The following is a 13,035-nucleotide window of genomic DNA, read 5'->3' on the forward strand; positions in this document are numbered from 1 at the left end:
CGGATCGGCGCCGCGCAGGCGGCACCCGCGACGCGGTCAGCGCGCGGGGTCGGGGCTCCAGTCCATGTCGAGCTGGCGTGCGGTGCGCATCGCGAGGTCGGTGCCCGAGATCCGCGCCACGAGGTGCAGCGCGAGGTGCATGCCCGAGGTGAGCCCGCCGCTCGTCAGCACCGCGCCCGAGTCGACCCAGCGGACGTCGCCGACGACCGAGCCCACCTCGCCGCACGCGGCGAGGTCCGACAGGTCCTCCCAATGCGTGGTGGCCGCAGCGCCGTCCAGCAGGCCGGCGCGGGCCAGCAGGAAGGCGCCGGTGCACACCGACGTCGTCATCGCCGCGGTTCGCGACAGCCGCACCACCGTCTCGATGAGGGCGCCGTCCCCGACCGCGCATGCGACGTCGATGGTGCCCGGCACCAGCAGCACGTCGCAGGCCTCGATCCGGTCGGAGTCCTCGAGCTGCGTGAGCGTCATCCCGCCGAACGCGGTGACGTCGCCGCCGCCGGGCGTCGCCAGCACCACCTCGAACTCGGGCGCGAGTCCGTCGCGCTGGAGCAGCCGCGAGGCGGTCAGCAGCACCTCGTACGGACCGCCGGCGTCGATGAGGTCGAAGCCGTCGTACAGCAGGATCAGCGTGCGGGTGGTCATGACCTCACGCTAGCGAGCAGGACGCGGTTCGGGCCGCGACGCGACGACGGTCAGACGACGACGGTGGTCTGGATGCGCGGGCGCACCACGATCCAGAAGATCGCGTTCGCGACGACGAGGCAGCCCACCATGACGGCGGCCATCGACATGACGGACACGCCCATCGCGCCGACGAGCGGCGACACGATGCCGGCGATGCCGAAGTTGAGCGCGCCGAGCATCGACGCCGCGGTGCCGGCCTCAGCGCCGTGGTTGCCGAGCGCCGTGATCTGGACCGCGGGGCCGATGATGCCGATCGACCCGACCACGAAGAACAGCGGCACGAGCACGCCGACCAGCCCGAGGTCCATGAGGTCGCCGGCGATGATGAGGATCGCGCCCGTGAGCATGATGATGAGGCCGCCGGTCGCGACCGCGCGCGGGGCGAGCACGCGCATGAGGCGCGCGGACGCCTGGTTCGCGATGACGAGGCCGATCGAGTTCATCGCGAAGACGATGCCGTACTCCTGGGGGCTGAGGCCGAAGACGTCCTGGAGGACGAACGACGACGCCGACAGGTACGAGAACAGCGCCGCGAAGGTCAGCGCGCCGACGAGCGAGATTCCGACGAAGGCCGCGTCGCCGAGCAGGTGCGCGTAGCGGGCGCGCGTCGCGCTGAGCGAGGCGCCGCCGCGACGCTCGACGGGCATCGTCTCCTTGATGACGCCGCTCACCACGAGGACCACCGCGGTGCCGTAGATCGCGAGCACGACGAACAGTCCGCGCCAGTCCATGAAGTTGAGCAGCTGCGAGCCGATGACCGGCGCCGCCACGGGCGCGAGGCCGACCACGAGCGCCATGCGCGCGAGCATCCGGATGAGCGCCTGGCCCGCGAACAGGTCGCGGACCATGGCCATCGCGACGACGCCGCCGCCCGCGGCGCCGATGCCCTGGAGGACGCGGCCCGCCATGACCCACTCGACGGTGGGCGCGAAGACGACGAACGCGGACGCGAGGATGTGCACGATCGTCGCGAGGATGAGCGGCTTCTTGCGCCCGAACGCGTCGCTGAGGGGGCCGACGACGAGCTGGCCGAGCGCGAAGCCGATGGTGGTCGCGGTCAGCGTGAGCTGGATCGCGGCGTCCGAGGCGGCGAGGTCCGACGCCACCGTCGGGAAGGCCGGCAGGTACATGTCGATCGTGAACGGGCCGAGCGCGATGAGTGCGCCGAGCACGACGACGTACAGGAGCTTCTGGCTCCGCGGCATCGCGAGCCCGGGGCTCGGTGCGACGACGGGCGCGGTGGTGACGGTGGCGCTCACGGGTGACCTTCGTTCTGCGTGTGGGCGCGCTTGGGGCGGCGCGAAGAGGAGGGGGGGTGGTGCGCACACGACGAGACGCCCGGAGCTGAGCGATCGCTCAGCTCCGGGCGTCTCGTCTATGTGAGTGCAGTCAGTCTAACTGCTGCATGACACGTGTCTACCGTGGTTTCCTACTGCTTCTTGGTGGCCTGGGCGTTGACCTCGTACGAGGTGTTGGTGGCCTCGAAGAAGTTGACGAGCTGGAGCGTGTCGTTGGCCGTCGCCATCCACTTCGCCGGGTTCGACACGTTGTAGTGCGCGTCGAAGCCGAGCTCCTCGAGGCGTCGGTCCGCGAGGTACTTGACGTACTGGTTCACGTAGTCGGCGTTGAGGCCGAGGATGCCCTTGGGCAGGAGGTCGCGGTTGTACTGCTCCTCCATCTCGACCGCGCCGAGGATCATCTGGCGGATCTCCTCGGCGAACTCCGGGTCCTGCAGGTCCTCGTTCTCCTCGAGCACGGTGAGGATGAGGTTGATGCCGAACTGGAGGTGCAGCGACTCGTCGCGGATGATCCAGTCCATGAGGGAGCCGAAGTTGCGCAGCAGGTTCCGCTGGCGGAACGACAGCGCGACCATGAAGCCCGAGTAGAACCAGATGCCCTCGAGGATGATGTTGTAGGCGACGAGGTTGCGGATGAAGTCCTTCTTGCCTTCGGTCGTCGTGATGTCGAGCGTCTCCTCCGTCATGCGGCGGATGAACTTGACCTCGAACTCCTCCTTGGCAGCCATCGACGGCACCGTGACGTGCGACTCGTAGGCGGCCTCGCGGTCGATCGGGAACGTCTCGAGGACATACTCGAAAGACATGCAGTGGTTGGCCTCCTCCCACATCTGCTTCGCCAGGTAGAGGTGGCCCTCCGGGGCGTTGATGTAGGGGTAGACGCCGAACGCGAGCGCCTTGTTGACGAGCAGCTCGTTCGGGTTGAAGTACGACATCAGGTACGTGATGGCGTGCTTCTCCTCGTCGGTCATCTTCTTGAAGTCCGCGAGGTCCTCGCCGAGCTGGATCTCGTTGGGGAACCACGTGTTGGCGACCGCCTGGTTGTACAGGTCGTAGGCCCAGGGGTAGGTGATCGGCTTGAGCAGGAGCCCGTCCTGCACGCCGCTGCCGAGAATGCCCATCGTTCTCAAGTCTCCTGTTCTGACGCTTCGCTTACTGGCACGACTCGCACTGGAGGCGCTCCATGGGGTCCACGGGGCAGGCGACGCCGCCCACCATCTCCGTGTCCCCGTCGACGGTCTCCACCACATTGAGCAGCGACGCGCCCGCCGGCGCAACCGCAGCGGGCTCGTGGCCCGCCGGCGCGGCGGCCTCCGCCGTCTCGGTCGCGGTCTCCGGGAGCGTGGCCGGCGGCACCTCGGGCTGCTCCTGGGGAGCGGCTGCGAAGGCGGTGGCGGCGACGCCCGCGAGGACCTCGGCGGGCGCCTGGACCGCGCCGGTGGCCGGCGCGGCCTCGACGGTCTCGACGGGCGCGGTCACGGCGGCGGGCTCGGCGGGCCTGACGGCGCCGAAGCCGCGGGCGACGGGCCGGGCCTCGGCCGCCGGAGCCTCGACCGCCGGCTCGACGACCGCATCGGCGACCGGCGCGGCGGGCGCGGACGCCTTGGCAGCGCCGAATCCCTTCCGCGCGGCGCCGAAGCCTCGGCGGGCCGGGCCGGACGAGCCCCCGGCGGCGGGGCGGCCCGCCGCATTGCCGGTCGAGTTGATCTTCTCGGTCTTGTTGACGCGCACCGTCGACTGCTCGGCGGTGTGGCGCGGCTTCATGTGGAGGTAGTACGTGGTCTTGACGCCGCGCTTCCAGGCGGCCGCGTACAGCGCCATCATGTTGTCGACGTCGCGGTCCTCGAGGTAGATGTTCCGGCTGATCGCCTGGTCGATCCACTTCTGGGCGCGCGCCGCGACCTCGATGAAGGCGTACGGCGAGAGCTGGAAGGAGGTCTTGTAGACGTCCTTGAGGTGCTGCGGGACCTCGTCGATCTGCGACAGGTCGCCCTGGACCTCGAGCAGGCGGTCGCGGACGTCCTCCCACAGGCCGAGGTCCTGCAGGTCCTTGACCAGGTTGCGGTTGACCTCGAGGAACTTCCCCGAGGACGTGGCGCGGGAGAAGATCTGCGAGAACTGCGGGTCGAAGCCGGGCGTGACGCCGGCGACGAGGCCGATCGACGCGGTCGGGGCGACGGCCATGAGGGTCGCGTTGCGGATGCCGCCCCTGACCTTCTCGCGCAGCGACTCCCAGTCCTGGCGCGTGGTGCGGTCGACCTCGATCGGGACGCCGCGGTCCTGCTCGGTCTCCGCGATGGTGTCGAACGGCACCTTGCCCTGCGACCAGCCCGAGCCCGCGAAGTTGTTGTACGCGCCGCGCTCGCGCGCGAGGTCCGCCGAGGCGTCGATCGCGTGGAAGGACACGAACTCGACGATCTCGTCGATGAGCGCGTACGACTCCTCCGACTCGTACGCGAGGCCGAGGCGCTCCGTGATGTCGGTGAAGCCCATGACGCCCAGGCCGATCGCGCGGTTCTCGCGGTTCGCAAACTCCGACTCGGGCACCGAGGACAGCGTGATGTCGACGAGGTTGTCGAGCTGGCGGACGGCCAGGCGCACCGAGTCCTTCATGCGGTCCCAGTCGATCTTGCCTTCGACCAGGTGCTGTGGGAGGTTGACCGACGCGAGGTTGCAGACGGCGATGTTGTCGCGGTCCTGCGGCAGGCAGATCTCGGTGCAGAGGTTCGACAGGTGGATCGTGCCCGTGTTCGTGTTGAGGGCGCGGTTGTTGATCGTGTCCTTCCACGTGAGCCAGGGGTGCGACGTGGTCTGGAGCATGATGAGGATCGACTTGTACTGCTCGCGCGCCTTCATCTTCTTGAACGACCGCATCCTGCCGGCCTCCGCCTGCGCGACGTACTCCGCGTAGCGCTTCGAGAAGGCCGCGCCGGTGAGCTCGACGAGGTCGGGCGTCTCGGCCGGGTCGAAGAGGTACCAGTCGCTGTCCGCCTCGACGCGCTTCATGAACTCGTCCGAGATCCACACGGCGGTGTTCGCGGTGCGGGTGCGGCGGTACGGGTCGCCGGAGTTCTGGCGCAGGTCGAGGAACTGGTGGAAGTCGAGGTGCCAGTTCTCCATGTAGAAGCACAGCGCGCCGAACTTCTTGCCGCCGCGGCTCACCGCGCGCAGCGTCGAGTCGATGGTGTGCATGAACGGGATCGGCCCGGTCGAGGTGGTGTTGTTCGAGCGGATCGGCGAGCCCTCGGAGCGCAGCTTGGTCACCGACAGGCCGATGCCGCCCGTGCCCTTCGTCAGCCACATGACGTCGCGGACGGACTTGGCGATGTGCTCGATGTCGTCCTCCATCTGCATGACGAAGCAGTTGGAGAGCTGGGGGTACGAGGTGCCCGCGTTGACCAGCGTCGAGCCGGCCGGCAGGTAGTCGAGGCGCGAGATCTTGTCGTAGAACGCGAGCGCGTGCGCGGTCGGGTCCGCCTCGTTGAGCGACAGGCCCATCGCGACGCGCATCCAGAAGTACTGGGGCACCTCGAGCGCCTTGCCGTGGCGGTCCGTGATCATGTAGCGGTTGCGCATCGTGACGGTGCCGATGTAGCGCATGAGGTCGTCGCGCGTGTGGTCGAGGGCCGCCGCGAGCGCGTCGAGGTCGAACAGCTCCGTGAGGCGCGGGTCGAGGAGCCCGTCCTCGACCGCGTCGCGGATGTAGCCCGGGAAGCGCGCCTGGTGGAGCAGCGCGAGCTCGAGCTCGGTGTCGTAGCCGCCGAGCACGCGCTTGTAGATGACCTTGCGCAGGAGCCGCGACGCGACGATGTCGAACTGCGGGTCGTCCTTGACGTTCTGCACGGCCACGCCGATGGCGGCCTCGTCGAGCTGCTCGGTGGTGATGCCGTCGAACAGGGTGATCGCGAGCTCGGTCGCGATCTGCGTGGTCATCGAGATCTGGTCGGGCAGGCCCTCGGCCGCGCGCTCGATCGCCTTGTTGATGCGGTCGGCGTTGTACGGCTCGCGCGTGCCGTCACGCTTGGTGACCTGGATCCCGGCGGCCACGACGGGGACGGCCCCGGTGGCGCCGGCCTGCGCCGCTGCGGTGTTCTCGGTGATGGTCACGATGCTCCCCTCGATTCGTCCCGATGGGCCGTTCGGGGACCCCGTCGGAACAGTGACACGTGGCACCCGGGTGGCGGCGGATTCCGGGAGATCCACCGGCGTCGTCAGCTCCGAGGCGCACCCCCGAACCTAACGCGAACTACACCCGTGTGCAACAAGATATTGGGGGCGATTCCGGAGTTCGCCACCACATCTTGTGGTTCTGTGGAGAACCTTGTGTAAAGCCTGTGGACACCTCGGCGTGTCGTGTGGACGACGGGCCGAGGCCTGTTGAACACTGTGGGACCGCCGATCCGGGACCACTCTTCGAGGGTCTCACCGGGGTCTGACAACGAGGCTCGCCGCCCGCCCGCCGGACCCCCCGGGGATGACGAAGCGCCGCATCGTCCACCGGGACGATGCGGCGCTTCGGAAGGCGTGGAGGCTACAGGTCGACGATGCCGTAGAGCCGGTCGCCCGCGTCGCCGAGGCCCGGCACGATGTAGCCGTTCTGGTCGAGCTTCTCGTCGACCTGCGCGACCACCACGGAGACGTCGGCGCGGTCGCCCACCTTCTCCTGGACGTGCGCGATGCCCTCGGGGGCCGCGAGCAGGCACACGCAGGTGACGTCGGTCGCGCCGCGCTCGAGCACGTACTCGATCGCCATGACGAGCGAGCCGCCGGTGGCGAGCATCGGGTCGATGAGGAAGACCTGGCGGCCCGTGAGGTCCTCGGGGAGGCGGTTCGCGTACGTGATCGCCTCGAGCGTCTCCTCGTCGCGCTTGAGCCCCAGGAAGCCCACCTCGGCGCTGGGCAGCAGCCGGGTCATGCCGTCGAGCATGCCGAGGCCGGCGCGCAGGATCGGCACGATGATGGGCGCCGGGTCCGCGATCTTGGTGCCCGTGGTCGTCGTGAGCGGGGTCTCCACCTCGCACTCCTGGACGCGCACCTCGCGCGTCGCCTCGTACGCGAGCAGCGTGACGAGCTCGTCGACCAGCTGACGGAACGTCGGCGACGGGGTCTTCTTGTCCCGCAGGACGGTGACCTTGTGACGGATGAGCGGGTGATCGGCGACGTGCAGATGCATGGTCCGAGGGTATCGCGGGAAGCGGCCGATGGCCCGGGACGATGCGCCGGTAGCCTGACCTCGTGAGAGGCCGGTGGGACGACGCGATGGGCGAGGCGCTCGTCCAGGCGCGCGAGGCGCGCGAGGCGGGCGACGTCCCGGTCGGCGCGGTCGTGCTCTCGCCCGGCGGCGACATCATCGGCACCGGGCACAACCGGCGCGAGGTCGCCCACGACCCGTCCGCCCACGCCGAGGTCGAGGCGATCCGGGCCGCCGCATCGTCCCTGGGAACGTGGCGCCTCGACGGCTGCACCATGGTCGTCACGCTCGAGCCGTGCCTCATGTGCGCCGGCGCGATCCTGCAGGCCCGGGTCCCGCGGCTCGTGCTGGGGGCGTGGGACGAGAAGGCCGGCGCGACCGGGTCCCAGTGGGACGTGGTCCGCGACGCGCGGATCGGCGCGAAGGTCGAGGTGGTGTCCGGCGTGCGCGCGGACGAGTGCGCCGAGCTGCTCACCGAGTTCTTCGAGGCCCGGCGCTAGATGAGCGAGGACCCCCGCCGTCGCGACGTGTGGCGCCACGGGATGCGGCGCGCGGTGGTGAGCCTGGGCACGCTCGTGCCCGCCAAGGAGCCGCGCTGGCCCATCGCCCTCCAGGCCGCGATCGTGCTCACCGTGCCGATCCTCGTCGGCATCGCCGTCGGCCGCATCGACCTGGGGCTCATCGCCGCGACCGGCGCCTTCACGGTGCCCTACTTCGCGGCGCTGCCCCGCCTCGAGCGCCTGCGGCTGCGCCCGATCGCGGGCCTCGTGCTCGTGCTCACGAGCGCGCTCGGCGCGCTGCTCGCGCCGTACACGTGGCTGTCCGCGCTGGGCCTGGTGACGGTCACGATCCTCATCGGCATCGCGGTGCACGGCTACCGGCTGGGGCCGCCGGGTCCGCTGTTCCCGATCCTCGTCTACGGGATGTCCGGCCACGCGGTGAACGGCGGGGTGCCGCCGCTCGTGCTCGTCGGGACCGTCGCGGCGGGCTGCGCGTGGGCCGTGGTCGCGAGCATCGCGCCGCTGGTGCGCCGCGTCCACTGGCAGGTGAGCCCGCGACCGCTGCGAGTGCTGCTCGCGCCGCCCGAGTGGGACCGCGGCGCGCGGGAGCTCGTGATGCGCACCGCGATCGTCGCGATCGCCGGGACCGCCCTGTCGCTCCTCTACGTCGACCCCGACCGGGCCTACTGGACGGTCGCGGCCGGCGTCGTCGTCGTGGGCGTGGTGCCCGGGCGCGGGCCGGCGGTGACGCGGGGCCTGCATCGTGCCGTCGGGACCGTGGTCGGCGTGGGCGTGTACGTCGCGATCGCGTACTCCGGGATGCCGCCGCTGGCGCTCGCCCTCACGCTGGGCGCACTGCAGTACGTGACCGAGCTGAGCATCACGCGGCACTACGCGATCGCGGTCGCGGCGGTCACGCCGATGGCCCTCGTGATCGTCACCGCGAGCGCCGGAGAGCTCGGCGACCTGTCCGTCACGGGCGAGCGGATCCTCGATACGGCACTTGGTGCAGGACTTGCAGTGGCAACCGCCCTGCTACATCCGCCGGCGCCCCCGGACCCGGCCGGCAGGCATGCTCCCCCGAAAGGGCTCGATTAGGTTTTTTCGTTCACATGCCTGTAATCTCTTCCGCGGTGACGTGTCCGAGCGGCCGAAGGTGCAGCACTCGAAATGCTGTGTACGGTAACCCCGTACCGTGGGTTCAAATCCCACCGTCACCGCCGTTGAGGAAGCCCTCCCCGAGACTCTCGGGGAGGGCTTCTCTCGTTCCCGGGGACGATGCGCGGGGGGCTCCTGAGACCCGCGCGCGGGGCCGCACCCGAAGAGTTACCCGGCCGTAACACTTACGAAACGGTCCGTTCCGTATGTTCGGGCCATGGCACCCGCAACGAACGCCGCGACGCCCGCTGGCCGCCCCGCTGACGAGGAGCTCAGCCGCCGCATCCTCGACGTCGGCCTCGACCTGCTCCACGAGCACGGCTACGCCGCCCTGCGTGTCGAGCATGTCGCGAAGGCGGCGGGCTGCGGCAAGGCCGCGATCTACCGCCGCCACGCCGACAAGGCCGCCCTGGTCGCGGCCATCGTGCTCGCCCACGCCGAGATCGGCGAATGCCCCGACACCGGGTCGGTCCGCGACGACCTCCTCGAGCACGCGCTCCAGAACCAGCGCAACCAGGAGGGCAAGGGGGTCGCCGCGGGCCGCGCGATGTCCGCGATCCTCGAGCCTGAGGTCTTCGCCCTGGTCTGGGACTCCCTCTTCCTGGTCCGCCGCCGCCACGGCGAGCGGATCCTCGACCGCGCCATCACCCGCGGCGAGCTCCCCTCCGACGTCGACCCCGACGTCATCCTCGATGCGGTCTCCGGGCTCACCCTGCTCCGGCACGCGATCGAGGGCGTCCGCGTCGAGCCGCGCCAGTACCTGGCGCTGATCGACGCGCTCCTCACCTCCCCTCCCCGACTGCCCCACGCCTCCGAAGGAACGGACTGACATGACCTCCGCCCCCGCGACCGGCTCGATGCGACGGCTCTCGCCGCGCGTCGTCGTCGGCTTCCTCCTGCTCTGCGAGCTCGCCTCGGGCTTCGCCCAGGGCTTCTACCCGCCGCTGCTCGGCGAGATCGCCGAGCACATGCGCGTCAGCGACGCCGACATCACGTGGTTCCTCACGGTGCAGACGCTCGGCGCCGCCGTGTGCGTGCCGCTGCTGTCGCGCCTGGGCGACGTGTTCGGCCACCGCCGGATCCTCCGCATCGCCGTCGTCGCGGTCATCGTCGGCGGCCTCCTCACCGCCTTCGCCCCCAACTACGAGACGATGCTGATCGGCCGCCTCCTCACGGCCCCCGAGGCCGCGTGGCTCCCGCTCGAGATCGCGCTGATCCACAACCGCATCAAGGGCGACACCGCGCGCAGCTCGATCGGCCTGCTCGTGTCCTTCCTCACCGGTGGCCTCATCCTCGGCACGGTCGCGAGCGGCATGATCGCCGGTGCCATGCCGTCGCTCACCGCCACGCTGCTCGTCCCCGTCGTGTTCGGCCTGGTCGCCGTGTACGCCGCGTTCTTCAAGGTGCCCGAGTCGACCGAGCGCACGCGCGTCCGCCTCGACGGCGTCGGCTTCGCCGGCATCGGCATCGCGATGATCGCCCTCCTGTTCGGCCTCCACCTGGCCTCCGACGCCGGCTTCGGCGCACCGTCGACGCTGATCACGCTCGCGGTCGCCGTGGCGATCTTCGTCGCATGGGTCGCCTGGGAGCGCCGCTCGGAGTCGCCCGCGATCGACGTGCGCATGGTCGTCTCGCCCAAGCTCGGACCTGCGTACCTCGCGGCCTTCCTCTTCGGCATGGTGCTCTTCGGCACCCAGACCCCCATCACGACCTTCCTCGCGGCCGACCCGGCGGAGGTCGGCTACGGCTTCGCGGCCGCGCCCGGCACCGTCTCGGCCGTCATGGGCCTGCTCATGATCATGGCCACCGTGGGTGCCGGCGCGTTCGCCCCGATCGCACGGCGGATCGGCATGCGCGCGGTCCTGGTGACTGGAGCTGCGCTCGCCGCAGGCGCCTGGGCGTTCCAGATCGGGATGCACAGCGCGATGTGGCACATGTACCTCTTCGCGCTCGTCGGCGGCATCGGCATGGGCCTGCTCATGGGCGCACTGCCGGCACTCATCGCCGAGGCCGCGCCGAGCGACCAGACGGGCATCGCGGCAGGCATCTACAACTCGCTCCGCACGCTCGGTGGCGCCGCCGCGGGCGCAGTGTTCGCGGTCCTGCTCACCGCGTTCACGCCGGTGGGCGACCTCGCCTCCTCCGTGGGCGGCTACGTGGCCATCTGGACCTTCTCCGCCGCCGCCTTCGTGGTCGTCGCGATCGCACTCGGCACGATGCGGATGTCCGCGGACGAGACGGTCACCGACGCCCACGCGCTCGGCGAGGCGTCCGCCGACGAGTCCCCCGAGGCCGATGAGAAGGAGATGGAGGGCGCAGCCCGATGACCACCACCGAAGCGGTCCTGACGACCGCACCCGACTTCGCTGCCGACGCGGCTGAGATCCTGCCCGAGCTGGTCGCGCTGCGGCGCGCGCTGCACGCCGACCCCGAGCTGGGCCTCGACCTTCCGCGCACGCAGGCGAAGGTGCTCGAGGCGCTCGAGGGCCTCCCGCTCGAGATCACCACGGGCACGGCGACCACCTCCGTCGTCGCGGTGCTGCGCGGCGCCCTGCCCGGTCCGACCGTGCTCCTCCGCGGCGACATGGATGCCCTGCCGCTGGACGAGGCCACGGGACTCGACTACGCCTCGACCAACGGCGCGATGCACGCGTGCGGTCACGATCTCCACACCGCGGGACTCGTGGGCGCGGCGCGGCTCCTCGCGGCGCACCGTGACCGGCTCGCCGGCTCGGTCATCTTCATGTTCCAGCCCGGCGAGGAGGGCGACGGCGGCGCGAAGGTCATGATCGACGAGGGGCTCCTCGACGCCGCCGGGGACAGGCCAGTCGGCGCGTACGCGATCCACATGGCGCCCGGGCCGCGCGGCGTCTTCGGGACCCGCCCGGGTCCGGTCATGGCGGGAGCGGCCACGCTGCACGTCACCGTGAACGGCCGCGGTGGCCACGGCTCGCAGCCCCAGCACGCGCTCGACCCGGTGCCCGCAGCGGCGGAGATCGTGCTCGCGCTCCAGAGCTTCGTCACGCGAAGCTTCGACGCGTTCGACCCGGTAGTGCTCTCGGTGACCCGCATGAGCACTGGCGAGGGCGCCATCAACGTCATCCCCGAGCAGGTCGACCTCGGCGCGACGGTCCGCTTCATGTCCGCCGCGTCGCTCGAGACGCTCAGGGAGGGCCTGCCCCGCGTGGCCGAGGGCGTCGCGGCCGCGCACGGCCTCACCGCGGACGTGCGCTTCGAGGAGTACTACCCGGCCACGGTGAACGATGCCGCAGAGACCGCGTTCACGGTCGAGACGCTCGCCGGCGTCTTCGGCGAACGGCGGATCATGACGATGCCGACGCCGGTGATGGGCTCGGAGGACTTCTCCTTCGTGCTCGACGAGGTGCCGGGCACGTTCCTCATGCTCATGGCCTCCCCGCCGGACATCGACCCGGCCACCGCCGAGTTCAACCACTCCCCGCGCGTTCTCTTCGACGACGCGGTGCTGGGCGACCAGGCGGCCGCGCTGGCGACCGTCGCGTTCGCGAGGACCGCACGGGGATAGGAACCGACAGACGACGAGGGTCCGGCGACAGCCGCCGGACCCTCGTCGCGTCTCAGGCCTGCGCGGACCGCTCGATGCGCAGCCGCGGCACGGCGACGTCGTCGGGCGGGGCGAGGACGTCGAAGCGTCTGTCGCCCTCGAGCGCGATCACCGCGAGGCCGGCACCGGACGCGGGCCCCCGGTCATGCCGCATCGACACCTGATCCCGCGCGTCGTCCCGGCTCATGAGGTTGACCGCGTGGCAGGCGCGCAGCAGCTCGACCAGCGCGGTGTCCGCGCCGCCGTCGAAGGTCAGGACCTCAAGCTCGCCGACGCGGGTCTCACGTCCGTCCACGCGCAGGACCACGTCCCCGCCCACCGGGCAGAAGCTGCGGGTCACGCCGGGGACGGGCGAGAACGGGCCGGTGCGCGTCAGCTCCGCGACGCTGAGGCGCCACGGCGCAAGGTCGGGCCAGAGGCGCGCGCTGTCGTCGAAGGACACGAGCTCGGTGGTGAAGCCGGCGCCGTTGAACCACGCGACGCGCGGCTGCGCGGCGAACATGCGGGCGACGGTGGCGGAGGGCTCACGCATGCCGGCCATCCTCCCAGGCGTCCCGAGCCGGGCGCGACGCGCATCGTCCCGCGGCCTCCCGCGCATCCGCGCCGGTACGCTCCGAA

11 protein-coding genes and 1 tRNA gene are annotated in these 13,035 nt (G+C 70.8%); 6 read left to right on the forward strand and 6 right to left on the reverse strand.

The features are described from left to right. Positions 1-36: 36 nt before the first annotated feature. From AOM07_RS11615 to upp, 5 genes are all read right to left on the reverse strand, one after another. On the reverse strand, positions 37-645 hold the full coding sequence (locus AOM07_RS11615; RefSeq protein ID WP_062313970.1) for a DJ-1/PfpI family protein: 609 nt from the start codon (positions 643-645) through the stop codon (positions 37-39). Between the two features lie 50 nt (positions 646-695). After that, the gene (locus AOM07_RS11620) at positions 696-1,946 is read right to left on the reverse strand and encodes a multidrug effflux MFS transporter (RefSeq protein ID WP_369401224.1); all 1,251 of its coding nucleotides are present in this window, start codon (positions 1,944-1,946) and stop codon (positions 696-698) included. Between the two features lie 170 nt (positions 1,947-2,116). Then, positions 2,117-3,106 carry a ribonucleotide-diphosphate reductase subunit beta gene (locus AOM07_RS11625; protein WP_062313972.1) on the reverse strand — a complete coding sequence of 330 codons (990 nt, stop codon included), beginning with the start codon at positions 3,104-3,106 and terminating at the stop codon, positions 2,117-2,119. Between the two features lie 31 nt (positions 3,107-3,137). Then, a complete protein-coding gene (locus AOM07_RS11630; RefSeq protein WP_439644923.1) occupies positions 3,138-6,092 on the reverse strand; it encodes a ribonucleoside-diphosphate reductase subunit alpha in 2,955 nt (984 codons plus the stop codon). 424 nt (positions 6,093-6,516) lie between these two features. Further along, positions 6,517-7,158 carry a uracil phosphoribosyltransferase gene (gene upp, locus AOM07_RS11635; protein WP_062313974.1) on the reverse strand — a complete coding sequence of 214 codons (642 nt, stop codon included), beginning with the start codon at positions 7,156-7,158 and terminating at the stop codon, positions 6,517-6,519. Between the two features lie 86 nt (positions 7,159-7,244). On the opposite strand from upp, the gene AOM07_RS11640 reads away from it, so the two are divergent. From AOM07_RS11640 to AOM07_RS11665, 6 genes are all read left to right on the forward strand, one after another. After that, positions 7,245-7,676, forward strand: coding sequence for a nucleoside deaminase (locus AOM07_RS11640; protein ID WP_062313976.1), 432 nt, complete (start codon positions 7,245-7,247; stop codon positions 7,674-7,676). Next, entirely contained in the window at positions 7,677-8,774 is a 1,098-nt protein-coding gene (locus AOM07_RS11645) for an FUSC family protein (RefSeq protein ID WP_062313978.1), read from the forward strand. Positions 8,775-8,808: 34 nt separating this feature from the next. Beyond that, positions 8,809-8,896 (forward strand) — tRNA-Ser (locus tag AOM07_RS11650). A gap of 155 nt (positions 8,897-9,051) precedes the next feature. Continuing rightward, entirely contained in the window at positions 9,052-9,663 is a 612-nt protein-coding gene (locus tag AOM07_RS11655; RefSeq protein ID WP_062313980.1) for a TetR-like C-terminal domain-containing protein, read from the forward strand. A gap of 1 nt (position 9,664) precedes the next feature. Further along, positions 9,665-11,161, forward strand: coding sequence for an MFS transporter (locus AOM07_RS11660; RefSeq protein ID WP_062313982.1), 1,497 nt, complete (start codon positions 9,665-9,667; stop codon positions 11,159-11,161). Further along, complete coding sequence (locus AOM07_RS11665; RefSeq protein WP_062313984.1) at positions 11,158-12,378, forward strand: M20 metallopeptidase family protein; 1,221 nt, start codon at positions 11,158-11,160, stop codon at positions 12,376-12,378. The genes AOM07_RS11660 and AOM07_RS11665 overlap by 4 nt, the downstream gene beginning before the upstream one ends. Positions 12,379-12,430: 52 nt before the next feature. Here AOM07_RS11665 and AOM07_RS11670 read toward each other — a convergent pair whose 3' ends face one another. After that, positions 12,431-12,949 carry a HutD family protein gene (locus AOM07_RS11670; protein ID WP_169748157.1) on the reverse strand — a complete coding sequence of 173 codons (519 nt, stop codon included), beginning with the start codon at positions 12,947-12,949 and terminating at the stop codon, positions 12,431-12,433. Between the last annotated feature and the right edge of the window lie 86 nt (positions 12,950-13,035).

Origin of the sequence: Demequina rhizosphaerae (assembly GCF_000971255.1) — a bacterium.
GTDB lineage: Bacteria > Actinomycetota > Actinomycetes > Actinomycetales > Demequinaceae > Demequina > Demequina rhizosphaerae.

What these genes read in the sequence shown, in the direction of transcription:
- AOM07_RS11625 (WP_062313972.1), bottom strand. Translation starts at nt 3,106, where the DNA reads ATGGGCATTCTCGGCAGCGGCGTGCAGGACGGGCTCCTGCTCAAGCCG.
- AOM07_RS11665 (WP_062313984.1), top strand. Translation starts at nt 11,158, where the DNA reads ATGACCACCACCGAAGCGGTCCTGACGACCGCACCCGACTTCGCTGCC.
- AOM07_RS11660 (WP_062313982.1), top strand. Translation starts at nt 9,665, where the DNA reads ATGACCTCCGCCCCCGCGACCGGCTCGATGCGACGGCTCTCGCCGCGC.
- AOM07_RS11670 (WP_169748157.1), bottom strand. Translation starts at nt 12,949, where the DNA reads ATGCGTGAGCCCTCCGCCACCGTCGCCCGCATGTTCGCCGCGCAGCCG.
- upp (WP_062313974.1), bottom strand. Translation starts at nt 7,158, where the DNA reads ATGCATCTGCACGTCGCCGATCACCCGCTCATCCGTCACAAGGTCACC.
- AOM07_RS11655 (WP_062313980.1), top strand. Translation starts at nt 9,052, where the DNA reads ATGGCACCCGCAACGAACGCCGCGACGCCCGCTGGCCGCCCCGCTGAC.
- AOM07_RS11645 (WP_062313978.1), top strand. Translation starts at nt 7,677, where the DNA reads ATGAGCGAGGACCCCCGCCGTCGCGACGTGTGGCGCCACGGGATGCGG.
- AOM07_RS11640 (WP_062313976.1), top strand. Translation starts at nt 7,245, where the DNA reads ATGGGCGAGGCGCTCGTCCAGGCGCGCGAGGCGCGCGAGGCGGGCGAC.
- AOM07_RS11615 (WP_062313970.1), bottom strand. Translation starts at nt 645, where the DNA reads ATGACCACCCGCACGCTGATCCTGCTGTACGACGGCTTCGACCTCATC.